We start from the raw sequence: 21,642 nt of genomic DNA, 5'->3' as shown, positions 1-21,642 counted from the left end.
GCCGATTGCGGCGATACCCGGGTGCCGCAGGCTGCTTGAAACGGATGAGCCGCCCCCGCCTTGCGGCAGGAGCGGAGATGGTGCGCGCCTTTGCGGCGCGCACCCGATCAGGCTTATTCCGCCGCGTCCGGAAGCTGGCCGGCTTCCGCGTTCGGATCGACCTTGGAGTTCTCGAGCTCCACCGACAGGCCGAGCGAGCGCATTTCCTTGACGAGAACGTTGAAGCTCTCCGGAATGCCCGCCTCGAACGTGTCGTCGCCGCGCACGATCGCCTCGTACACCTTGGTGCGGCCGGCCACGTCGTCCGACTTCACGGTCAGCATTTCCTGCAGCGTGTAGGCGGCGCCGTAGGCTTCGAGCGCCCAGACTTCCATTTCCCCGAAGCGCTGGCCGCCGAACTGCGCCTTGCCGCCCAGCGGCTGCTGGGTAACGAGCGAGTACGGACCGATCGAACGGGCATGGATCTTGTCGTCCACGAGGTGGTTCAGCTTGATCATGTACATGTAGCCGACGGTCACCTTGCGGTCGAAAGCCTCACCCGTACGGCCGTCGTAAAGAACCGACTGGCCGGAAGAGTCGAGGCCCGCACGCTTGAGCATGCCGGCAACGTCGGGCTCATGCGCACCGTCGAAGACCGGCGTTGCGATGGAGACGCCCTTGCGGGACTGCTCGGCGAGCTTGACCAGGGCGTCGTCGTCGAAATGGGCGACTTCGTCCTTGGCTTCGCTCTCGTAGACTTCCGTCAGCTCGCGCTTCAGGTCGGCGATGTCCATGGTCTTGCGATACTCGTCGAGCAGGTCGCCGATCTTCTTGCCCATGCCGGCGCAGGCCCAGGCAAGGTGAGTTTCGAGGATCTGGCCGACGTTCATGCGCGAAGGCACGCCCAGCGGGTTGAGGCAGATGTCGACATGCGTGCCGTCTTCGAGGAACGGCATGTCCTCGATCGGCAGGATGCGCGAGACGACACCCTTGTTGCCGTGACGGCCGGCCATCTTGTCGCCCGGCTGGATCTTGCGCTTCACGGCGACGAAGACCTTGACCATCTTCATGACGCCCGGGGGCATCTCGTCGCCGCGCTGGACCTTCTCGACCTTGTCCATGAAGCGCTGTTCGAGGCGCGACTTGGATTCGTCGTACTGGCCGCGGAGCGCTTCGATCTCGCCCTGGACCTTCTCGTCCTCGACGGCGAACATCCACCACTGCGAGCGGGGATATTCGGAGATGACGGCGTTCGACAGCTCGGTGCCCTTCTTGAAGGCCTTCGGGCCGGCGACGGCGACGTGGCCGCGCAGCATGTCGATCAGACGGCCGTAGACGTTACGGTCGAGGATCGCCTGCTCGTCGTCACGGTCCTTGGCCAGACGCTCGATCTCTTCACGCTCGATCGCCATCGCGCGTTCGTCCTTCTCCACGCCGTGGCGGTTGAAGACGCGAACTTCGACGACCGTGCCGAAAGTGCCGGGCGGCATGCGCATGGAGGTGTCGCGAACGTCGGAGGCCTTTTCACCGAAGATGGCGCGCAGGAGCTTTTCTTCCGGCGTCATCGGGCTTTCGCCCTTCGGGGTGATCTTGCCGACCAGGATGTCGCCCGGCTGAACCTCTGCACCGATATAGACGATACCGGCTTCGTCGAGGTTCTTCAGCGCTTCTTCCGAGACGTTCGGAATGTCGCGCGTGATTTCTTCCGGACCGAGCTTGGTGTCGCGGGCCATGACTTCGAATTCCTCGATGTGGATCGAGGTGAACACGTCGTCGGAGACGATGCGTTCGGACATCAGGATCGAGTCTTCGTAGTTGTAGCCGTTCCACGGCATGAACGCGACGAGCGCGTTGCGGCCGAGTGCCAGGTCGCCGAGGTCGGTCGACGGACCGTCCGCGATGATGTCGCCCTTGTTCAGAACGTCGCCGACGGTCACCAGCGGGCGCTGGTTGACGCAGGTGTTCTGGTTGGAGCGCTGGAACTTCTGCAGGCGGTAGATATCGACGCCCGACTTCGACGGATCGAGGTCTTCGGTGGCGCGGATAACGATACGGGTCGCGTCGACCTGGTCGACGACGCCGCCGCGGCGGGCCGCGATGGCAGCGCCCGAGTCACGGGCGACGACCGGTTCCATGCCGGTGCCGACGAACGGGGCTTCCGCCCTGAGGAGCGGCACGGCCTGACGCTGCATGTTCGAGCCCATGAGCGCGCGGTTCGCGTCGTCGTTCTCGAGGAACGGGATGAGCGCGGCCGCGACCGAAACGAGCTGCTTCGGCGAAACGTCCATGAGGTTGATCTGGTCGCGCGGGGCGAGCATGACTTCGCCGGCGTGACGGCAGACGACGAACTCTTCCGTGAAGGAGTTGTCGTCGTTCAGCACCGAGTTGGCCTGGGCGACGTGATACTTGGCCTCTTCCATGGCGGAGAGGTAGACCACGTCGTTCGTGACCTTGCCGTCGACGATCTTGCGGTACGGGCTTTCGATGAAGCCGTACTTGTTGACGCGGGCGAAGGTCGCGAGCGAGTTGATCAGACCGATGTTCGGGCCTTCCGGCGTCTCGATCGGGCAGATACGGCCGTAGTGGGTCGGATGAACGTCGCGGACTTCGAAGCCGGCGCGCTCACGGGTCAGACCACCCGGGCCAAGGGCCGAAAGACGGCGCTTGTGGGTGATTTCCGAAAGCGGGTTCACCTGGTCCATGAACTGGGAGAGCTGCGAGGAACCGAAGAACTCGCGAACGGCGGCGGCCGCCGGCTTCGCGTTGATCAGGTCCTGCGGCATGACCGTGTCGATCTCGATCGAGGACATGCGTTCCTTGATCGCGCGCTCCATGCGGAGCAGGCCGAGACGATACTGGTTCTCCATCAGCTCGCCGACCGAGCGGACGCGGCGGTTGCCGAGGTTGTCGATGTCGTCGATCTCGCCCTTGCCGTCGCGCAGCTCGACCAGCATCTTGACCACGGCAAGGATGTCTTCCTTGCGCAGGATGCGGACCGTGTCCTCGACGTCGAGGTCGAGGCGCATGTTCATCTTCACGCGGCCGACGGCGGAGAGGTCGTAACGCTCCGCATCGAAGAACAGCGTGTTGAACATGGCTTCGGCCGATTCCATCGTCGGCGGCTCGCCCGGGCGCATGACGCGGTAGATGTCGAACAGGGCGTCCTGGCGGTTCTCGTTCTTGTCGGCGGCGAGCGTGTTGCGGATGTAGGCGCCGACATTGATGTGGTCGATGTCGAGGACCGGGATCTCGTCGAAGCCCGCCGACAGGATGACCGGCAGGGTCTTCTCGTCGATTTCGTCGCCGGCTTCGAGATAGATCTCACCCGTCTCGTAGTTGACGACGTCTTCGGCGAGGTAGTTGCCGTAAAGGTCCTCGTCGGTCGCCTTGAGGGCCTTGAGGCCCTTTTCGGAAAGCTGCTTGAGCAGACGCGGCGTCAGCTTCTTGCCGATCTCCACGACGACTTCGCCGGTGTCGGCGTCGATCATATCCGAAACGGCCTTCTGGCCCTTCAGCGCGTCCGGATTAAAGGGAATGCGCCAGCCTTCGCCGTCGCGCTGGTAGAGCGACTTCGTGTAGAAGGTCGACAGGATCTCTTCGCCGTCCATGCCCAGCGCCATGAGGAGCGAGGTGACGGGGATCTTGCGGCGGCGGTCGATGCGCGCATGGACGATGTCCTTGGCGTCGAACTCGATGTCGAGCCAGGAACCGCGATACGGGATGACGCGGGCGGCAAAGAGCAGCTTGCCGGAAGAATGGCTCTTGCCCTTGTCGTGGTCGAAGAACACGCCCGGCGAACGGTGCATCTGGGAGACGATGACGCGCTCGGTGCCGTTGACGATGAACGTGCCGTTGTCGGTCATGAGCGGCATGTCGCCCATGTAGACGTTCTGTTCCTTGATGTCCTTGATGGACTTGGCGCCCGTATCCTCGTCGATATCGAACACGATGAGGCGCAGCGTCACCTTGAGCGGCGCTGCATAGGTCAGGTCACGCTGGCGGCATTCCTCGACGTCGAACTTCGGCTGCTCGAATTCGTAGGAGACGAATTCGAGCATGGAAGCGCCGGAGAAGTCCGTGATCGGGAAAACCGACTTGAAAACGGCCTGAAGGCCCTCGTCCGGACGACCGCCGGCGGGCTCTTCAACCATCAGGAATTGATCGTAAGACGCCTTCTGAACCTCGATGAGGTTCGGCATTTCAGCGACTTCGGGGATTTTTCCAAAAAACTTGCGTACGCGCCTGCGACCGTTAAACGAAAGGGTCTGAGCCATCGTCGCTCCTTCAAATTAAGCATCCGGGCCTGCAACGGACGGGGTTCGCTGGCCAGTCGATCCCGTCGATCATGGGTTGGATCAATCTCGTCTTCTCTGCCGGGTTACGGGCCGGATTGCCCTATAGCCTGGCGGAAGACCATCCTCTTGAAGAACCCATTACCCAAAAGCCGGTTTTCGCGGCTTTTGGGTAATCAGTCCGGAGGAATCGTCAATGGGAGAGGGTCGAAACCCTCTCCCACCGCATTCCGGTATTACTTGACGTCGACCTTGGCGCCGGCGTCCTCAAGCTTCTTCTTGAGGTCGGCAGCTTCAGCCTTGGAAACGGCTTCCTTGACCGGCTTCGGAGCGCCTTCGACGAGGTCCTTGGCTTCCTTGAGGCCGAGGCCGGTGATGCCGCGGACTTCCTTGATGACGTTGATCTTGTTGGCGCCAGCGTCAACGAGGATAACGTCGAACTCGGTCTTTTCTTCTTCGGCAGCAGCCGGAGCAGCACCGCCGCCGACGGCAGCGACAGCCACGGGAGCAGCAGCCGAAACGCCCCACTTCTCTTCGAGCAGCTTGGAAAGCTCAGCAGCTTCCAGGACGGTCAGCGAGGAGAGGTCTTCAACGATCTTTGCGAGATCAGCCATTTTCGTATTTCCTTTTGTTCGGTTCGAACTGGTGTGTTTGATTTACAGCGAAAAACCGCCTTACGCGGCTTCGTCCTTCTTGGCGTAGGCTGCGAACACGCGGGCAAGCTGGCTTGCCGGTGCTGCAACGACCGTGGCGACGCGCGTTGCCGGGGCTGCAATGAGGCCCAGGAGCTTTGCACGCAGCTCGTCGAGCGAAGGCAGGGTCGCAAGCGACTTGACTGCTTCTGCGTCGAGCGTGGTCGCACCCATGGCGCCACCGAGAACAACGAGCTTGTCGTTGGTCTTGGCGAAATCCATGGCTACCTTCGGAGCGGTCATCGGATCATTTGCATATGCAATGAGCGTCTGACCCTGGAAGAGATCGGTGATCCCTTCCGATTCCGTACCCTGAAGGGCAATTTTGGCCAGGCGGTTCTTCGCGACTTTGACGGTACCGCCAGCTGCACGCATCTTCGTACGAAGATCGTTCATCTGTGCAACGGTGATGCCGGCATAGCGGGCCACGACAACCGAACCGGAAGCCTTGAAGACTTCATTCAGCTCCGTGACGAATTCGCGTTTTTCCGCTCTTTCCACTGCCTATCTCCAGTTGACAGGACCGTGACTTCTCACGGGGGCCTGCCGGGTTTGCCTTTGCCGCCAGGGATCCCTTTTCAAAGATCCCGAGCGACGCTCGAGGATCCTGTCCCCCCGCGCTCGGCCCAAAAAGCCGCGGCACAGGCAAGGTAGGTTCGAACCGAATTCCGCGTCATCCGACGCTGAGTGAAATTCAGGTCTCACCCGTCTCATGCAGGCAACGTGATTAAGGTCTAACCACCTGCAATCTCGGACAGGAGTTCCGGGTTGCCCCGGAAATTCCCGGCCAGACAAGGCCGGGAATTCTTTCGGGAGCCGGCCGGAGCCGGATCCGAATTATGCGTTGACGCTGGACGGGTCGACCTTGACGCCCGGGCCCATCGTCGACGAGATGGCAACGCGCTTGACGTAGTTGCCCTTGGCGCCGGCCGGCTTCGCCTTGATGACGGCGTCGGCGAAAGCCTTGATGTTCTCTTCCAGGGCCTTGGCGTCGAAGGAAGCCTTGCCGATGCCGGCATGGATGATACCGGCCTTCTCGACGCGGAACTCGACAGCACCGCCCTTGGATGCCTTGACGGCGCCTGCAACGTCCATGGTGACGGTGCCGACCTTCGGGTTCGGCATCATGCCGCGCGGGCCGAGGACCTTACCGAGACGGCCGACGAGCGGCATCATGTCCGGGGTCGCGATGCAGCGATCGAAGTCGATCTTGCCGCCCTGGACGATCTCGACGAGATCTTCGGCACCGACGACGTCCGCACCGGCTGCCTTGGCTTCGTCAGCCTTGGCGCCACGGGCGAAGACGGCGACGCGAACGTCGCGGCCGGTGCCGTTCGGCAGGTTGACCACGCCGCGGACCATCTGGTCGGCATGGCGCGGGTCGACGCCGAGGTTCATGGCGATCTCGACGGTTTCGTCGAACTTGGCCGTCGCACGCTCCTTGACGAGAGCGATGGCGTCCGAAAGGGCGACGAGCTTGGTCGGGTCGATGCCTTCACGGATCTTCTGGAGACGCTTTGCTACCTTGGCCATGATCAACCTACCACTTCCAGGCCCATGGCGCGGGCGGAGCCCTCGACCATTGCCATCGCGCCTTCGATATCGGCGGCGTTGAGATCCTTCATCTTGGCTTCGGCGATCGACTTGATCTGAGCCTTGGTGAGCTTGCCGACCGAACCGCCCTTGCCGGGGGTCTTCGAGCCGGACTGGATCTTGGCTTCCTTCTTGAGGAAGTAGGTCACCGGCGGCTGCTTCATCACGAAGGTGAAGGACTTGTCCTGGTAGTAGGTGATGACGACCGGGATCGGCATACCCTTTTCCATTTCCTGCGTCGCTGCGTTGAACGACTTGCAGAATTCCATGATGTTAATGCCACGCTGACCAAGCGCCGGGCCGATCGGCGGGGACGGGTTTGCCGATCCTGCCTTGACCTGAAGCTTGAGCTGGCCTGCAACTTTCTTAGCCATTTCTCTCTGCCTTTCAGAATGCGGCCGGTTGCCCGGCCCTCGATGCCGGCCCGAAGACCGGCGGCTGCGGTTGCGTGGTGCGGTGCGGGCGCCCGGCTACAGGCCGCCTTCCCTTCCACGCGATCGGCGGAAACCTCCGCCACCAACCCTCGATGAAGATTGGATTTCAAAGAGCAGCGCCGGAAGGCGCCGCCGAAATCAGATTTTCTCGACCTGGGCGTATTCCAGCTCGACCGGGGTGGCGCGGCCGAAGATCGACACTTCCACCTTGAGGCGCGAACGCTCCTCGTCGACGTCCTGGACGATGCCGTTGAACGAGGCGAACGGACCGTCGGAAACGCGAACCTGCTCGCCGATCTCGAAGGAGACCGAAGGCTTCGGACGGTCGACACCGTCCTGGACCTGCGAGAGGATCCGCTCGGCTTCGCTGTCCGGGATCGGAACCGGCTTGTTGTCGGAACCGAGGAAGCCCGTGACCTTCGGCGTGTTCTTGATGAGGTGATACGCCTCGTCCGTCAGGTTCGCCCGCACCAGCACGTAGCCGGGGAAGAACTTGCGTTCGGAATCGACCTTGCGGCCGCGACGCACCTCGACAACCTTCTCGGTCGGCACGAGGATCTTTTCGAAGAGGTGATCGAGACCCTTCTGGCGGGCCTTGTTCTCGATATCCTCGGCGACCTTCTTCTCGAAATTCGAATAGGCGTGGACGATGTACCAACGCGAAGCCATGTTCATCTCCAACCGATCAAGCGCCGACGCCAAGGACGAGGCCGACCAGAAAACCCATCAGGTGGTCCGCTGCAAAGAAGAACAGCGCAGTCAGGAAGACCATGACGAAGACCATGACCGTCGAGATCATCGTCTCGCGCCGCGAGGGCCAAGTCACTTTCGCCGTCTCGGAGCGTACCTGCTGCAGAAACGCAATCGGATTCGTTTTCGATGCCATTGAATGTCCACGCCATTACGGCGCGTAAAGCTGAACTCTCAGCCCCACGCACCGCGTGTCTGTTTTGCCCTACATAAAGCCCGATTCCCTTTTTCACAAGAGGCAACCGGACTTTTAACGAATTTAGGCGGCCCGTGCCGCCATGCCATTGCCCACCGTCGCTGCAAGTGGTCCGCGCTGTCCGGCGAAAATGGCAGGGGCAGAGGGGCTCGAACCCCCGACCTGCGGTTTTGGAGACCGCCGCTCTACCAACTGAGCTATACCCCTTCTCGCCCGCCGCATCCCGGACGAAGCGTCCGTACCGGCAAGGCATGGCGTCTTTACGGCGCGCGGACGCGCTTGGCAAGTGCGAAAAGTGTATTTCTTACAACAAATCAGTGCGCATCCACCTGCGCCGCGCACGCCGCCCGGATCCTCGGGTCAAGCCCGAGGATGACGACGGAAGAGAAGCGAGAGAGACACCAAGAACGGATCGGAAGCCGCGCCGCCCGACTGTTCCTCCAGTACGTCCCTCCCCTCCGTCATCCTCGGGCTTGACCCGAGGATCCACACCCCACGGCACATTCTTCCCAACGAAAAAGCCCCGCGGTCTCCCGCGGGGCTCTCTTCAGGTCGGAAGACCCGAAATTACTCGACGATCGAGGCAACGATGCCGGCGCCGGGAGCAAATCGCGCTTGCGCGCCATTTGCACACCTTGATTCCGTCGGCAAGCTTACGGCATCACTTCCGATCGTTATTCAACGATCGAAGCGACGATGCCGGCGCCGACGGTGCGGCCGCCTTCGCGGATGGCGAAGCGCAGCTTTTCTTCCATCGCGATCGGAACGATCAGCTCGACGTCAACCGTAACGTTGTCGCCCGGCATCACCATTTCCGTGCCTTCCGGAAGCGTCACGATGCCAGTCACGTCCGTCGTGCGGAAGTAGAACTGCGGACGGTAGTTCGTGAAGAACGGCGTATGACGGCCGCCTTCTTCCTTCGTCAGGATGTAGGCTTCGGCCTTGAACTTCTTGTGCGGCTTGACCGAACCCGGCTTGCACAGAATCTGGCCGCGCTCCACGCCGTCACGGTTCACACCGCGCAGCAGCGCACCGATGTTGTCGCCGGCCTGGCCCTGGTCGAGCAGCTTGCGGAACATCTCGACGCCCGTGCAGGTCGTCTTCGTCGTCGGGCGGATGCCGACGATCTCGATTTCCTCACCGACCTTGACGATGCCGCGCTCGACGCGACCCGTCACGACCGTGCCGCGGCCCGAGATCGAGAACACGTCTTCGATCGGCATCAGGAAGGGCTGGTCGATCGGGCGTTCCGGCGTCGGGATGTAGTCGTCGACGGCGGCCATCAGCGCGCGGATCGCGTCTTCGCCGATTTCCTTGTTGGAATCTTCCAGAGCGGCAAGAGCCGAGCCCTTGACGATCGGAATGTCGTCGCCCGGGAATTCGTAGGACGACAGCAGTTCGCGCACTTCAAGCTCGACGAGCTCGAGGAGCTCGGCGTCGTCGACCTGGTCGACCTTGTTGAGGAACACGACGATTGCCGGAACGCCGACCTGGCGGGCGAGCAGGATGTGTTCGCGCGTCTGCGGCATCGGGCCGTCGGCAGCCGAAACGACGAGGATCGCGCCGTCCATCTGGGCAGCGCCGGTGATCATGTTCTTGACGTAGTCGGCGTGGCCGGGGCAGTCGACGTGCGCGTAGTGACGGTTGGCCGTCTCGTACTCGACGTGCGCCGTCGAGATGGTGATGCCGCGGGCCTTTTCTTCCGGGGCGGCGTCGATCTGGTCGTACGCCTTGAACTCGCCGAAATACTTCGTGATCGCTGCAGTCGTCGACGTCTTGCCATGGTCAACGTGGCCGATCGTGCCGATGTTTACGTGAGGCTTGTTGCGCTCAAACTTACCTTTTGCCATGTCTTTTTTCCTACTGAACGAAAGTTGGGCTAACCGGCCCGTCCGGTTTGGCAGGCGTTTAAGGCTTTCGCAACGAATGCGCAAGCCTTAAATGCACGGGAAAACATGCCGGAAACGGGCTGGGGCGAGCCGGATGATCAACAGATCGTAACGCCGAATCGCTTTTTCAAGGCAGCACCTTAGGGCGACGCGCTGATTCTTTTCATGAGGCGATGAAGTGGAGCGGGTAGCGGGAATCGAACCCGCGTATTCAGCTTGGAAGGCTGCTGCTCTACCATTGAGCTATACCCGCGGGGGTCTCGATCCGCCTGACAGAATGGTGGAGGGAGTTGGATTTGAACCAACGTAGGCTGAGCCAACGGATTTACAGTCCGTCCCCTTTAACCACTCGGGCATCCCTCCATATTCCGTCGGGATCGAGCGACCAGTATCGACCGTTCGGCAGCGCCATCGGGCGGCGCCTTCGATCTGGCGCGGTATATGACGGGCACAATTCGTCCTGTCAACACGACGTCACGGAAAAAATTGCGAAAAACGGCGTCGTCCCCGGTCAGTCCGGCGGCGGAGCCGTTTGCGCCGCGCCCGCGCTCAGCCTATAAGGCCGCATGAGCAAAGACGATACCGGCGGCAAGTCCGCGAAAGACACCCATTACGCCAAGCTGCGCCGGGCGCACCGCGACCAGAAACGCGAGCGCGGCGAGATCCCGACACCGAAGGACGACCGCCGCCGCAGGCAGGCGGAAAGCTGGAAGCCGCCAGCGCTTGCGCCCGACCAGGTCTATCTCTACGGCCTGCACACGGTGCGCGCGGCGCTCGACAATCCCGAGCGGCAGATCATAAAGCTGTCCGTCAGCCAGAACGCCGCCCAGCGGCTGGAGCTGCCGGATCTTGCCACCCTGCCCTATCCGGTCGAGACCGTGCTTCCCTCCGACCTCGACAAGGTGCTCGGCCCCGAGGCGATCCACCAGGGCGTGATGCTGGAAACGCGGCCGCTGCCGGTGCGCCGGCTGGAGGCGCTGAAGGACAGCCCCCTCCTCCTCGTGCTCGACCAGGTGACGGACCCGCACAATGTCGGCGCCATCATGCGCTCGGCCGTCGCCTTCAATGCCGGCGCGGTCATCACCACGCAGCGCCATTCGCCGACCGAATCGGGCGTGCTGGCGAAAACCGCCTCCGGCGCGCTGGAGCTCATTCCCTATATCCAGGTGACCAACCTCGCCGATGCGCTGGAAGAGCTGCACAAGCTCGGCTTCCTGACCATTGGCCTCGATTCGGAAGGCCCCGAGCCGCTGGAAGGCACGCTTGCCGGCAACCGCGTCGCGCTCGTCATGGGCTCGGAGGGCAAGGGCCTGCGCCAGAAGACGCGCGCCACCTGCAAGGCCCTCGCCCGCCTCGACATGCCGGGCGCGATCAAGTCGCTGAACGTGTCGAACGCGGCCGCCATCGCCCTTTACGCCACGCAGCGCCATCTCCTCGGCTGATCCGGCGACCACACAAACGCAAAGGCCCGCCGGCTTTCCACCGGCGGGCCTTTGCGTTTGAGGAAACGGTTCCTAGCTGGCGAGCTTCAGGCTGGCGCGGTCGGAAATGACGCGCTCGGCCTCGGAAATGGCCTCGACCTTCGAATCGGCGCTGAGGTTCAGGCCCTCGGCGCGGACGATCTCGATATCCGTGATGCCGAGGAAGCCGAGCACGGAGCGCAGGTAGCTTTCCTGATGATCCATCACGGCGGCGGGGCCGGCGCTGTAGTGGCCGCCGCGCGTGGAGACGATGATCACCTTCTTGCCCTTGGCAAGGCCTTCCGGGCCTTCGGCGGTATAGCGGAACGTCTTGCCGGCGACGGCGATGCGGTCGATCCACGCCTTGAGCTGGCTCGGCAGGGAGAAATTGTACATGGGCACGCCGAGGACGACCGTATCGGCGGCAAGGAATTCCTCCAGCACGGCCCTGCTTTCCTCGACCTCGGCGGCGATCTGGGCGTCGACGTCTTCCGGCTTGGCGTTGGCGGCCATCAGGTGCGCGCCGGAAAGATGCGGCAGCGGGTTGGCGACAAGGTCGCGATAGGTGACGGCGGCGCCCGGCTGTTCGGCCTTGATCTGGGCGGCGACGGCCGCGGTCAGGCGGCGGGAAACGGAATGATCTCCGAGAATGCCGGAGTCGATATGGAGAACGTTCATGGGTCAGCACCTTTGCTTCGTTTGGTGCAAACCATATGCTGCGAAAACAATCGCATGATTAGACGGCAAAAATCCAATTGACCGTTTCCCATGAGAAACAATAAATCAGGGGAACGACGGAGACGACCATGCAGGACCTGAACGATCTGGCGCTTTACGCCGCGGTGGTGCGGCACAAGGGCTTCACCGCGGCGGCCAAGGCGCTCTCGGTGCCGAAATCGAAGATCAGCAAGCGTATCGCCGCGCTGGAGGAGCAGCTCGGCGTGCGGCTGATCGAGCGCTCCACGCGCAAGCTGGCCGTCACCGATATCGGCCAGTCCTTCTACGAGCGCTGCGAGGCGGTGCTTTCGGGCGTCGAGGCGGCCGAGGCGGTCGTCGCCGTCGCCAAGGCCGAGCCGGCGGGCACGGTGCGCCTCTCGATGCCGCCCGGCTTTGCGCCCATGGTGGCCGACATCCTGCCCGGCTTCATGAAGCGCTATCCGCTGGTGCGCCTGTCGATCCTGACCACCGGACGGCCGGTCGACCTCATCGAGGAGCGGATCGACGTGGCGCTGCGCGTGCGCGACAGCTACGACACCGACCAGTCGCTCATCGTGCGCCGCTTCGGCGGCACGCGGCGCTACCTCGCCGCCAGCCCGCGTTTCCTGGAGCGCCACGGCCCGATCGATTTCGACACGATCGGCCAAATCCCCACCCTCTCCATGCAGGAGAACGCGCCGCGCGCCATCTGGACGCTCTATAACGAGGCCGGCGAAGTGCGCGACGTCTCCCATTCGCCCGTCCTTGCCTGTTCGGATTTCACGGTGCTGGAGCGGGCGGCCATCGAGGGCATCGGCCTCGGCCTCCTGCCGGACATGATCGTCGAGCGCGGCTTCCGCAACGGCGTGCTGACACCGGTGCTTGCCGACTGGTCGAGCGCGGAATCGGCCGTGCACGCCGTCTTCACCTCCCGCCACGGCATGCTGCCGGCCGTGCGCGCCCTCATCGACCATCTTGCGGAGAACCTGCCCCGCTCGATGCAGCGCTGCCAGGAGATCGTGCCCAAGGCCGCCTCCGACAGCACCTGGTCCATCTGACCAGGCCCGTTTTCACTTTACAGCGGCGGAGAATGTGCTAACTCCCTCGCAAGAGTGCCCTTATAGCTCAGTTGGTAGAGCACCTGATTTGTAATCAGGGGGTCGCGAGTTCGAGTCTTGCTGGGGGCACCATTTTCCAACATTTCCTGCGCGAAAAAGGCAGGCGCCCGTCGGCGCCCGCCCTTGTTTGCAGACTGCTTGTTTTCTGGTCTTACTGGTCGGTTTCAGCGCCCTGGTAGTAGTCGCCGTTGGCGGGGCTGATCTCGCCGCTGGTCGGGTCGGCGCCTTCGTCGGGCTTGTCGATGCTTTGCGTGCTGAAGAGGTCCAGGTTTTTACGCGGCATCGACGCATTGGCGTTCATGTCGTCATCCATGGTCGAGTTGCGGGTCGCCCCCACGTAGTAGTCGCCGTCGCTGGCCGCGAAGGCCTGGGAGCCGGCGAAAACGGAGGCAGCCATGAGGGCGGATGCGAAAACGACGTTGATGGGCTTACTCATTGTCTTTCCTTTCCACGGGTTGGTTCCAAAGCCTGAACGCCCTTTCCCGCGGCAGGTTTCATTGCCCCTCTCCTTTCACGGCATCGTGATTCCCCTCGCTTGACGTTCCCACCGAAACAGAACATAAAGAGAACAAATGGAGGGTATGCCGATGCAGAACGATGCCCTGGAACGCGGAAAGGCGATCCTCGATGCCTGCCGGTCGCTGCGTGAGCGGCAGATGGAAAATCGTCTCGAACTCCAGTGCAAGGCGGCGGCCTCGGCCCGCCCGCTCTATGTGCTGAAGAGCAAGCGGCAGCTGGAGCTGCGCCTGCAATGATCCCGGCGCCCCGCATGCAGCAGCCCTGCTCCGACGAAGCGACCGAAATCCTGGCGTTGCACGGCGGCGATGCGCTGGAAGCCCTGCGCACCCTTATCGCCGAGCGCGATGCGGTCGAGGAACGCCTCGCGATCGCCGCCATCGCCATGGGCCTCGGCGGCCCGCATCCCCGCCCGGCATGTGGCCGGTAGTCCTCAAGCCCTCCCGGCGATCGACTGTTGCTTCCGGCAGCGGATTGCCGTGCGGAGGTGAGTGTCCTATAGGCGTTGCTGGTTCAATCGGCGCCTGTGGCGCCTGCCCCCACGCCCGGCCACGGCCCGCGTGCGACAGGGGCGATCGTGCGGAGGAACGGACGTGGCGACAGACAAGGAAAAACCGGCTTCGAAGGTCACGGTGCAGAAAGACCGCAAGGGACAGTATTTCTTCGCCCTCACCTTCCGCGGCGTCACCTATCCGGTGAAAGGCCCCTTCGCCAACCCGATGCAGGCCGCCGCCGCCGGCCAGGCGGTGCTCAAGGGCCTCGAGGCGCAGGCGGAGAAGAGCTCGCACTGAAGGTACGGCTCCCGCAACCCTGTCACATTTTTCAGATGCGCATGCCGTAAAGGCATGCGACAAAGACCGGCCCGACGGGCGCCGTTCGAACGAGGATGCGGGATCCGGCATGACGCGTAACTTCCACTCCCTTTCCTTCGTCGCCTCGCAGGCGGCCGAAGCGCAGGAAGCGCGCGAGGAGCTGATCTCCGTCTACGGCAATACCGATCCCGAGGAAGCGGACGTGATCGTCGCGCTCGGCGGCGACGGCTTCATGCTCCAGACGCTGCACACGACCATGAGCACCGGCAAGCCGGTCTACGGCATGAACCGCGGCTCGGTCGGCTTCCTGATGAACCGCTACGACACGAAGGACCTGCCGGCCCGCATCGACGGGGCGGTGGAGAACGCCTTCCGGCCGCTGGAAATGGTGACGGGCGATGCGAGCGGCCAGGAGCGCCGGGCGCTCGCCATCAACGAGGTCTACGTCTTCCGCCAGTCCTACCAGGCGGCGAAGCTGAGGGTCAGCATCGACGGGCGCGTGCGGCTGGAGGAGCTGATCTGCGACGGGCTGCTTCTGGCGACGCCCGCCGGCTCGACGGCCTACAACCTTTCCGCCCACGGCCCCATCCTGCCGCTGGAGGCGCCTCTCCTGGCGCTCACCCCCGTCAGCGCCTTCCGCCCCCGGCGCTGGCGCGGCGCGCTGCTGCCCAACAAGGTGACGGTGGAGATCGAGGTGCTGGAGGCGGAAAAGCGTCCGGTCAACGCGGTCGCCGACAATACCGAGGTCAAGTCCGTCACATCGGTGCGCATCGCCGAATCGGCCCACCTTGCGGCCCGCATCCTGTCCGATCCGGATCATTCCTGGTCCGACCGGATTCTCGCCGAACAGTTCGATTATTGACGGATCGACGGAACCGAACGGACTTTTCGCCATGAAGCGCCCCCTGCTTGCCAGCGCCCTCACCCTTCTCCTCCTTGCCGCGCCCGCCTTCGCCGAAGGCGAGCCGCCCGTGCCGGAGACGATCACCTTCGTGGTGAGCACCGGCTACTGGGAAGAGCCGGCCGACGCGGAGGACGGCGAAACGGCAGAGGCCCCTGCCGGCAAGCCGGCGGAGATGCGGCGCGGCTACTACAAGCTGATCGCCGTGCGCCAGCCGGACGGCACGGCCGAAATCCATCTCCAGCAGATCGAATCGACGGCCGAAGGTCCGAAGATCGCCTCCTCCACCGAACTGGAGGAGTTTTCGGCGCTGAAACCCTACGTGACGGATATCCGCCCGGAAAATTCTTCCGGCATCACCACGCAGCCCGGTCTCTTCGCCACCGTCTACCTCAAGACGGACCCGAAGGCGGCGGAACCGGAAAGCTGGACGGTGCTGGTCGACGATCTCGGCGAGATCAGGATAGAACGGGCGACGAACTGAGCCGCAATCGTTGCGGGTGAGTTGTGGATCCTCGGGTCAAGCCCGAGGATGACGGTGGGGGAGGAGAAGCCGACCACCTCCTGCCGACAGCGCGGCATGCCGGACCATCGCTTTGGCCGCCATACGTCCCTTCTGCCCTTATTCTTGGGCTTGACCCGGGGATCCACAAGGCGCCGCTCGCAAAAACGGGCGCCGAAGCGCCCGTTTTCCATTCCGGATAGACAGCCCAACCTCAGTTCAGGTCGTCCACCACGGCATCGGCGCCGCCGTTGACGCGGTGGGCGAGCGCGGCTTCCATGAACTCGTCGATTTCGCCGTCAAGGACATCGGAGGGCGCCGTGCTTTCGACGCCCGTGCGAAGGTCCTTGACGAGCTGGTAGGGCTGGAGGACGTAGGAGCGGATCTGGTGGCCCCAGCCGATATCCGTCTTGGAGGCGGCTTCGGCGTTGGCGGCTTCCTCGCGCTTCTTCAGCTCGGCCTCGTAGAGACGGGCGCGCAGCATGTCCCAAGCCTTGGCGCGGTTCTTGTGCTGCGAGCGCTCCTGCTGGCAGGCGACCACGATGCCGGTCGGGATATGCGTGATGCGCACGGCCGAGTCGGTCGTGTTGACGTGCTGGCCGCCGGCACCCGAGGAACGGTAGGTATCGATGCGGCAATCGCTCTCGTTGACCTCGATATTGATCGATTCGTCGACAACGGGATAAACCCAGATCGACGAGAACGAGGTGTGCCGGCGCGCATTGCTGTCATAGGGCGAGATGCGCACGAGGCGATGCACGCCCGATTCCGTCTTCAGCCAGCCATAGGCGTTGTGGCCCTTGACGAGCATCGTCGCCGACTTGATGCCGGCCTCTTCGCCGTCGTGGACTTCCAGCAGCTCCACCTTGTAGCCCGAGCGCTCCGCCCAGCGGGTGTACATGCGCAGAAGCATGTTCGCCCAGTCCTGGCTTTCCGTGCCGCCGGCGCCGGAATGCACTTCGAGATAGGTGTCGTTGCCGTCCGCCTCGCCCGAGAGCATGGCCTCGACCTGCTTGCGCGCGGCCTCGGTCCTCAGCGCCTTCAGGGCGTCCTCGGCGTCCTTGACGATCGCCTCGTCGCCTTCTTCCTCACCCATTTCGATGAGTTCGACATTGTCCCTGAGCTGCTGCTCGATGGCCTTGACGCCATTGATGCCCTCATCCAGCTGCTGGCGCTCGCGCATCAGCTTCTGGGCTTCCTGGGCATCGTTCCAGAGGCTCGGATCCTCTGCCTTGTTGTTCAACCAGTCCAGTCGTCTTACCGCCTGATCCCAGTCAAAGATGCCTCCTCAGCAGGCTTATGGCCTGCTTGATTTCGTCGACGATATTCTCGATTTCCGCGCGCATGTCCGTTTCTTCGATGCTTCAGGTTTCGGTGGCCCCGAAATAGAGAGGGCGGGCGCGGATGTAAAGCCCCGCGCCCGCCCTCGAAGTGGGTGGCGATGGATCAGAACAGGCCGCCGCTGCCGCCCGTCACGGCCTGGTTCGCCTGTGGCGAGCTCTTCAGGATTTCCTCGGGCGTCGCGTATTCGTCGCCGCCGATGACGGAGAAGACGTCGGCGGGGCCGGTGCCGGGCTTGAAGGCTTCCATGATCGTGTCCGGATCGCCCTCGATGGCCTGCATGCCCGTCTTGCGGTTGACGGCGATGAACTTCATGCCTTCCGGCACGATGAACTTCGTCTGCGGCGTGCCGTCGACGGCGGCCTGCATGAACTCGTTGAAGATCGGCGCGGCAAGCGAGCCGCCGGTCGCGCCACGCCCCAGCGGAGCCGGGTTGTCGAAGCCGATATAGAGGCCGGCCACGAGGTCCGGCGTATAGCCGACGAACCAGGCGTCCTTCTCGTCGTTGGTCGTGCCGGTCTTGCCGGCCACCGGGCGGTCGAGCTTGACCTTGCCGGCGGCGGTGCCGCGCGAGATGACGCCTTCCATCATCGAGGTGATCTGGTAGGCGGTCATCGGGTCGAGCACCTGCTCGCGGTTGTCCACCAGCACCGGCTCTTCCTGGTTCTCCCAGTCGCCGGCATTGCAATCCTCGCAGATGCGCTGCTCGTGGCGGAAGATGGTCTTGCCGTAGCGGTCCTGGATGCGGTCGATCAGCGAGGGCTTGATCTGCTTGCCGCCGTTGGCAAGCACGGCATAGGCCGAGACCATGCGCAGCACCGTCGTCTCGCCCGAGCCGAGCGACATGGCAAGCACGGGCAGCATCTTGTCGTAGATGCCGAAGCGCTCGGCATATTCGGCGACGAGGTTCATGCCCATGTCGTTGGCAAGGCGGACAGTCATCAGGTTGCGCGACTTCTCGATGCCGAGGCGCAGCGTCGAGGGGCCGGACGAGCCGCCGCCATAGTTCTGCGGCCGCCAGACCTGCCCGCCCGAGACCATCTCGAAGGGCGCGTCGAGGATCACCGAGGCCGGCGTATAGCCGTTGTCGAGCGCGGCGGCGTAGACGAAGGGCTTGAAGGAGGAGCCCGGCTGGCGCATCGCCTGCGTGGCGCGGTTGAACTCCGACTGGGCATAGGAGAAGCCGCCGACCATGGCGAGCACGCGGCCGGTATGCGGGTCCATGGCGACGAGACCGCCCTGCACCTTCGGCGGCTGGCGCAGGCGGTAGGACTTGCCGTCCTCCGTCGGCTCGACATAGACGACGTCGCCGGCGTCGAACACGCCGACCGGCGTCTTCGTCGTCTTGCGGTCGCCCTTGGCCGAGCGGAAGGCCCAGCTCATGTCCTTGGCCTCGATGCGGCCCGTCACGCGCTCGGCGACGACCTTGCCGGCGCTGTCCTTGCGCGGCTGGAGGCCGATATCGGCGCCGCTTTCGTCCACGGCGAGGACGACGGCGAGCTTCCATTCCGGCACGTCGGAGAAGCTGTCGACCTTGGCCAGTTCCACGCCCCAGTCGCCGCCGACCTCGATCGTCTTGATCGGGCCGTGGAAGCCGCGGCGCTCGTCGTAGGTGACGAGGCCGTGCTGGAGCGCCTTGCGGGCCGCGACCTGGACGCGCGGGTCGAGCGAGGTGCGCACCGAAAGGCCGCCCTCATAAAGGGCGTTGTCGCCGTAGCGCTCGATGATCTGGCGGCGGACCTCCTCGGAGAAATATTCCGAGGCGAAGAGATGGGAACCGCGTTGACGCGGCGTCACGCCGAGCGGCTGCGCCTTGGCTTCCGCTCCGTCGGCCTGGCTGACATAGCCGTTCTCGACCATGCGGTCGATCACCCAGTTGCGGCGCTCGAGCGCGGCGTCCGGATGGCGGAACGGGTGGTAGTTCGACGGGCCCTTCGGCAGGGAGGCGAGGTAGGCGGTCTCGGCGATCGTCAGTTCCGTCACCGACTTGTCGAAATAGGTGAGCGCGGCGCTGGCGATGCCGTAGGAATTGAGGCCGAAGAAGATCTCGTTGAGGTAGAGCTCGAGAATGCGGTCCTTGGAATAGGCCTGCTCGATGCGGAAGGAGAGGATCGCTTCCTTCACCTTGCGGTCGATCGTCTGGTCGGAGGAGAGCAGGAAGTTCTTGGCGACCTGCTGGGTGATGGTCGAGGCGCCGACCGGACGGCGGCCCGAGCCCATGTTCTGGATGTTGACGAGGACGGCGCGGAAGAGGCCCGTCACGTCGACGCCGGGGTGCTGGTAGAAGTTCTTGTCTTCCGCCGACAGGAAGGCGGCCTTCACCCGGTCGGGGATCGCCTGGATCGGCAGGAAGAGGCGGCGCTCGCGGGCATATTCGGCCATCAGCGCGCCGTTGCCGGCATGCATGCGGGTCGTCACCGGCGGCGCGTAGCTATTGAGGACCTCATAGTCGGGAAGATCCTTCGTGACACTTCCGAGATAGAGCGCGACCGCAGCCGCCACGCCGAGGAACGCCACGGCGCCAATCCCGAAGAAATATCCAATCAGTCTGATCATGAGCCAGCTACCGATGCCTGTATCTTGTCGTTCTCTCGGGCAGCCCTGCCGCCCGGCCTCTTCGCCACGGCCGCAGACGACCGTCGCGCCTTCGCGTGCGAAGACGAGTCACCCCATTCTGCCGATCCCGTCTAGCGATCGGAATGTGAGGAAAATAGGGCTTACAGCATGCATCCCGGCTTCGCCACCGCACAATGGCGGCCAATGTCACTTTTCCAGCACAACGCGAAGGCCCCGCGTCAGCCGCCGTTCGCCACCACCGTCGTGCGGTATTCGCCCACGGCCTTTGCGAGCAGGCCGGCCACCTTCTTCTGCCAGGCCGGATCGACCAGCAGCTTCTCGTCGTCCTTGTTCGACAGGAAGCCGAGCTCGACGAGGACGGAGGGCACGTCCGGCGCGGTCAGCACGCGGAAGCCGGCATGGCGGTGGGGATTGTTGATCAGCAGCACCTGGTCCTTGAAGGCGCCGACGACGCTGCGGGCAAGGTTGACGGAGAAGGCCTGCGTCTCCCGGCGCGTCAGGTCGAGGAGGATGTCGGCGACCTCCGCCGGCTCCTCGGAAAGGGCGATGCCGGCGATCTGGTCGGAAAGGTTCTCGCGCTCGGCAAGGCTTGCGGCAAGGCTGTCGGAGGCCTTGTCGGAGATCGTGTAGACCGTCGCGCCGCGGATGTCCTTCTGCCTGACCGTGTCGGCATGGATGGAGATGAGGAGATTGGCGCCCTCGTTGCGGGCAAGCTGCACGCGCTGCGAGAGCGAGAGGAATTCGTCCTTGTCGCGCGTCAGGAAGGCGCGCGTGTCCGGCAGCTTGTTCAGCGCCTCGGCAAGCTGCCGCGCGAAGGCCAGCGTGACGACCTTCTCCTCCGTCTTGGTGACGCCGCCGCTCGCGCCGTTGTCGATGCCGCCATGGCCCGCATCGACGGCGATGATGAAGGGACCGCCGGCCTTGCCGCCGGGCAGCAGCATGGCGGACTGGCCGGCAGAGGCCGAGGCCTCCTGCCAGCTCTGCGTCTTCATCTTCTCCTGGAAGGCCTGGTCGGTGACGATCGCCGTATCGATCACGAGGCGGTAGGTCGTCGCCCCCTTCTCTTCCTGCACCTCGGCCAGCACCACGCCGATGGGACGCGCCGCCGTGAGCACGATGCGCGAGCGGCCGGCGGCCATGGTGCCGTAGCGGATATCGGAAATGATGCCGCGCGCCTCCATCTCCTCCGCCTTGATGCCGAAATCGGTCTCCGGCAGGTCGATCAGCACGCGGTAGGGATTGGCGACATAGTGCACCTCGAATTCCGGCTTGCGGTCGAAATCGATGACGAGGCGCGTGCGCGCATCGTCGCCGGCGACGCGGGCGGAAAAGGCGAGCAGCGGGGCGGATGCGGGCGCGGCGGCGAAGGCCGGCACGGCAAGCGCCACGCAGAGAAGGAAAAGGAGCGCGCCGGCGGCAAGGCGGAGCGGATATGGAATCGGAAGACTTGGCATCACCAGTGGCGGTCCGTTCAAACGCGTGAATTGCGCGCGGTGCGGCGCTGGACAAGCCCCATAGATGCCCCCATATGGTTAACCGAAACTTGCCACCGCCCGCGTTCCGGCAGCCATAAGGGCAAATCCATCAGGATTATGGCGCTTTCGGCTTTTCCCTTGCCATTGTGACATATCCGCCATAAAAGCAAAATCAGGGAAAAAGAATAGACGGGATAGAATCGTCTGGAGCAGGCAGCCCCCCTTCCCGGGACTTGGCGCCAAACCGGGCCTTCATCCGCCGTCGCACCGTTTTTTCCCGGCCGATTAGATCGCGTAAACCGGCGGTGGCCGGAACAGTCAAGGTGGATTTCCACCGCTCGCCCTTCACGAAGGGCAATTTCATCGGACCTTCAGGGTCTATGGCACTGGCATTCTCGTTGGACGTTGATGTTGTCACG

General features: G+C 63.7%; 20 protein-coding genes and 4 tRNA genes. 8 read left to right on the top strand and 16 right to left on the bottom strand.

All coding sequences use genetic code 11. The features are described 5' to 3' along the window. Positions 1–113: 113 nt before the first annotated feature. From rpoB to ACZ5TO_RS06155, 11 genes are all read right to left on the bottom strand, one after another. Entirely contained in the window at positions 114–4,253 is a 4,140-nt protein-coding gene (gene rpoB / locus ACZ5TO_RS06205) for a DNA-directed RNA polymerase subunit beta (protein WP_184147239.1), read from the bottom strand. Positions 4,254–4,507: 254 nt separating this feature from the next. Next, positions 4,508–4,885, bottom strand: a complete 378-nt coding sequence (rplL, locus tag ACZ5TO_RS06200; RefSeq protein ID WP_064329845.1) for a 50S ribosomal protein L7/L12 — start codon at positions 4,883–4,885, stop codon at positions 4,508–4,510. Between the two features lie 60 nt (positions 4,886–4,945). Then, entirely contained in the window at positions 4,946–5,464 is a 519-nt protein-coding gene (gene rplJ / locus ACZ5TO_RS06195) for a 50S ribosomal protein L10 (RefSeq protein ID WP_184147241.1), read from the bottom strand. Between the two features lie 336 nt (positions 5,465–5,800). Continuing rightward, positions 5,801–6,496, bottom strand: coding sequence for a 50S ribosomal protein L1 (rplA, locus tag ACZ5TO_RS06190; RefSeq protein WP_184147243.1), 696 nt, complete (start codon positions 6,494–6,496; stop codon positions 5,801–5,803). Between the two features lie 2 nt (positions 6,497–6,498). Beyond that, positions 6,499–6,930, bottom strand: a complete 432-nt coding sequence (gene rplK / locus ACZ5TO_RS06185; RefSeq protein ID WP_064329842.1) for a 50S ribosomal protein L11 — start codon at positions 6,928–6,930, stop codon at positions 6,499–6,501. Between the two features lie 198 nt (positions 6,931–7,128). Continuing rightward, entirely contained in the window at positions 7,129–7,659 is a 531-nt protein-coding gene (gene nusG, locus ACZ5TO_RS06180) for a transcription termination/antitermination protein NusG (RefSeq protein WP_119259257.1), read from the bottom strand. A gap of 16 nt (positions 7,660–7,675) precedes the next feature. Next, complete coding sequence (gene secE, locus ACZ5TO_RS06175; protein WP_184147245.1) at positions 7,676–7,876, bottom strand: preprotein translocase subunit SecE; 201 nt, start codon at positions 7,874–7,876, stop codon at positions 7,676–7,678. 191 nt (positions 7,877–8,067) lie between these two features. Next, positions 8,068–8,143 (bottom strand) — tRNA-Trp (locus ACZ5TO_RS06170). A 467-nt stretch (positions 8,144–8,610) separates the two neighbouring features. Further along, on the bottom strand, positions 8,611–9,786 hold the full coding sequence (tuf, locus tag ACZ5TO_RS06165) for an elongation factor Tu (RefSeq protein WP_318911422.1): 1,176 nt from the start codon (positions 9,784–9,786) through the stop codon (positions 8,611–8,613). Between the two features lie 218 nt (positions 9,787–10,004). Beyond that, a tRNA-Gly gene (locus ACZ5TO_RS06160) sits at positions 10,005–10,078 on the bottom strand. 25 nt (positions 10,079–10,103) lie between these two features. Then, positions 10,104–10,188 (bottom strand) — tRNA-Tyr (locus tag ACZ5TO_RS06155). 203 nt (positions 10,189–10,391) lie between these two features. On the opposite strand from ACZ5TO_RS06155, the gene rlmB reads away from it, so the two are divergent. Continuing rightward, positions 10,392–11,267, top strand: coding sequence for a 23S rRNA (guanosine(2251)-2'-O)-methyltransferase RlmB (gene rlmB, locus ACZ5TO_RS06150; protein WP_464799925.1), 876 nt, complete (start codon positions 10,392–10,394; stop codon positions 11,265–11,267). A 72-nt stretch (positions 11,268–11,339) separates the two neighbouring features. Here rlmB and ACZ5TO_RS06145 read toward each other — a convergent pair whose 3' ends face one another. Beyond that, entirely contained in the window at positions 11,340–11,963 is a 624-nt protein-coding gene (locus ACZ5TO_RS06145) for an FMN-dependent NADH-azoreductase (RefSeq protein WP_464799924.1), read from the bottom strand. A 128-nt stretch (positions 11,964–12,091) separates the two neighbouring features. Between ACZ5TO_RS06145 and ACZ5TO_RS06140 the strand changes: the two genes are divergently transcribed. After that, entirely contained in the window at positions 12,092–13,039 is a 948-nt protein-coding gene (locus ACZ5TO_RS06140; protein ID WP_464799923.1) for a LysR family transcriptional regulator, read from the top strand. 56 nt (positions 13,040–13,095) lie between these two features. Next, positions 13,096–13,171, top strand: a tRNA-Thr gene (locus tag ACZ5TO_RS06135). Positions 13,172–13,250: 79 nt separating this feature from the next. On the opposite strand, the gene ACZ5TO_RS06130 is transcribed toward ACZ5TO_RS06135, so the two are convergent. After that, on the bottom strand, positions 13,251–13,535 hold the full coding sequence (locus ACZ5TO_RS06130; protein ID WP_464799922.1) for a hypothetical protein: 285 nt from the start codon (positions 13,533–13,535) through the stop codon (positions 13,251–13,253). Between the two features lie 151 nt (positions 13,536–13,686). On the opposite strand from ACZ5TO_RS06130, the gene ACZ5TO_RS06125 reads away from it, so the two are divergent. From ACZ5TO_RS06125 to ACZ5TO_RS06105, 5 genes are all read left to right on the top strand, one after another. Beyond that, the gene (locus ACZ5TO_RS06125) at positions 13,687–13,854 is read left to right on the top strand and encodes a hypothetical protein (RefSeq protein WP_464799921.1); all 168 of its coding nucleotides are present in this window, start codon (positions 13,687–13,689) and stop codon (positions 13,852–13,854) included. Between the two features lie 14 nt (positions 13,855–13,868). Further along, the gene (locus ACZ5TO_RS06120) at positions 13,869–14,045 is read left to right on the top strand and encodes a hypothetical protein (protein WP_184145467.1); all 177 of its coding nucleotides are present in this window, start codon (positions 13,869–13,871) and stop codon (positions 14,043–14,045) included. A 163-nt stretch (positions 14,046–14,208) separates the two neighbouring features. Then, on the top strand, positions 14,209–14,406 hold the full coding sequence (locus ACZ5TO_RS06115; protein WP_464799920.1) for a hypothetical protein: 198 nt from the start codon (positions 14,209–14,211) through the stop codon (positions 14,404–14,406). A 109-nt stretch (positions 14,407–14,515) separates the two neighbouring features. Then, a complete protein-coding gene (locus ACZ5TO_RS06110; RefSeq protein ID WP_184145465.1) occupies positions 14,516–15,289 on the top strand; it encodes an NAD kinase in 774 nt (257 codons plus the stop codon). A 31-nt stretch (positions 15,290–15,320) separates the two neighbouring features. Beyond that, positions 15,321–15,812 carry a hypothetical protein gene (locus ACZ5TO_RS06105; RefSeq protein ID WP_184145464.1) on the top strand — a complete coding sequence of 164 codons (492 nt, stop codon included), beginning with the start codon at positions 15,321–15,323 and terminating at the stop codon, positions 15,810–15,812. Between the two features lie 232 nt (positions 15,813–16,044). Here ACZ5TO_RS06105 and prfB read toward each other — a convergent pair. From prfB to ACZ5TO_RS06090, 3 genes are all read right to left on the bottom strand, one after another. Next, positions 16,045–17,176, bottom strand: a protein-coding gene (gene prfB / locus ACZ5TO_RS06100; protein ID WP_184145463.1) for a peptide chain release factor 2 whose coding sequence is annotated in 2 segments (ribosomal slippage) — positions 16,045–17,106 and positions 17,108–17,176 — 1,131 coding nt in all. Because the reading frame shifts where the segments join, the coding sequence is not laid out codon by codon here. Positions 17,177–17,276: 100 nt separating this feature from the next. Further along, the gene (locus ACZ5TO_RS06095) at positions 17,277–19,727 is read right to left on the bottom strand and encodes a penicillin-binding protein 1A (RefSeq protein WP_184145462.1); all 2,451 of its coding nucleotides are present in this window, start codon (positions 19,725–19,727) and stop codon (positions 17,277–17,279) included. 239 nt (positions 19,728–19,966) lie between these two features. Then, positions 19,967–21,202 carry an N-acetylmuramoyl-L-alanine amidase gene (locus ACZ5TO_RS06090; RefSeq protein WP_464799919.1) on the bottom strand — a complete coding sequence of 412 codons (1,236 nt, stop codon included), beginning with the start codon at positions 21,200–21,202 and terminating at the stop codon, positions 19,967–19,969. Positions 21,203–21,642 lie beyond the last annotated feature (440 nt).

It is taken from the genome of Shinella sp. Sh6 (assembly GCF_055392685.1).
This window is presented reverse-complemented; position numbering and strand designations above follow the sequence as displayed.

What these genes read in the sequence shown, in the direction of transcription:
- rpoB (WP_184147239.1), bottom strand. Translation starts at nt 4,253, where the DNA reads ATGGCTCAGACCCTTTCGTTTAACGGTCGCAGGCGCGTACGCAAGTTT.
- rplL (WP_064329845.1), bottom strand. Translation starts at nt 4,885, where the DNA reads ATGGCTGATCTCGCAAAGATCGTTGAAGACCTCTCCTCGCTGACCGTC.
- rplA (WP_184147243.1), bottom strand. Translation starts at nt 6,496, where the DNA reads ATGGCCAAGGTAGCAAAGCGTCTCCAGAAGATCCGTGAAGGCATCGAC.
- rplK (WP_064329842.1), bottom strand. Translation starts at nt 6,930, where the DNA reads ATGGCTAAGAAAGTTGCAGGCCAGCTCAAGCTTCAGGTCAAGGCAGGA.
- nusG (WP_119259257.1), bottom strand. Translation starts at nt 7,659, where the DNA reads ATGGCTTCGCGTTGGTACATCGTCCACGCCTATTCGAATTTCGAGAAG.
- secE (WP_184147245.1), bottom strand. Translation starts at nt 7,876, where the DNA reads ATGGCATCGAAAACGAATCCGATTGCGTTTCTGCAGCAGGTACGCTCC.
- tuf (WP_318911422.1), bottom strand. Translation starts at nt 9,786, where the DNA reads ATGGCAAAAGGTAAGTTTGAGCGCAACAAGCCTCACGTAAACATCGGC.
- rlmB (WP_464799925.1), top strand. Translation starts at nt 10,392, where the DNA reads ATGAGCAAAGACGATACCGGCGGCAAGTCCGCGAAAGACACCCATTAC.
- ACZ5TO_RS06145 (WP_464799924.1), bottom strand. Translation starts at nt 11,963, where the DNA reads ATGAACGTTCTCCATATCGACTCCGGCATTCTCGGAGATCATTCCGTT.
- ACZ5TO_RS06140 (WP_464799923.1), top strand. Translation starts at nt 12,092, where the DNA reads ATGCAGGACCTGAACGATCTGGCGCTTTACGCCGCGGTGGTGCGGCAC.
- ACZ5TO_RS06130 (WP_464799922.1), bottom strand. Translation starts at nt 13,535, where the DNA reads ATGAGTAAGCCCATCAACGTCGTTTTCGCATCCGCCCTCATGGCTGCC.
- ACZ5TO_RS06125 (WP_464799921.1), top strand. Translation starts at nt 13,687, where the DNA reads ATGCAGAACGATGCCCTGGAACGCGGAAAGGCGATCCTCGATGCCTGC.
- ACZ5TO_RS06120 (WP_184145467.1), top strand. Translation starts at nt 13,869, where the DNA reads ATGCAGCAGCCCTGCTCCGACGAAGCGACCGAAATCCTGGCGTTGCAC.
- ACZ5TO_RS06110 (WP_184145465.1), top strand. Translation starts at nt 14,516, where the DNA reads ATGACGCGTAACTTCCACTCCCTTTCCTTCGTCGCCTCGCAGGCGGCC.
- ACZ5TO_RS06105 (WP_184145464.1), top strand. Translation starts at nt 15,321, where the DNA reads ATGAAGCGCCCCCTGCTTGCCAGCGCCCTCACCCTTCTCCTCCTTGCC.
- ACZ5TO_RS06095 (WP_184145462.1), bottom strand. Translation starts at nt 19,727, where the DNA reads ATGATCAGACTGATTGGATATTTCTTCGGGATTGGCGCCGTGGCGTTC.
- ACZ5TO_RS06090 (WP_464799919.1), bottom strand. Translation starts at nt 21,202, where the DNA reads ATGCCAAGTCTTCCGATTCCATATCCGCTCCGCCTTGCCGCCGGCGCG.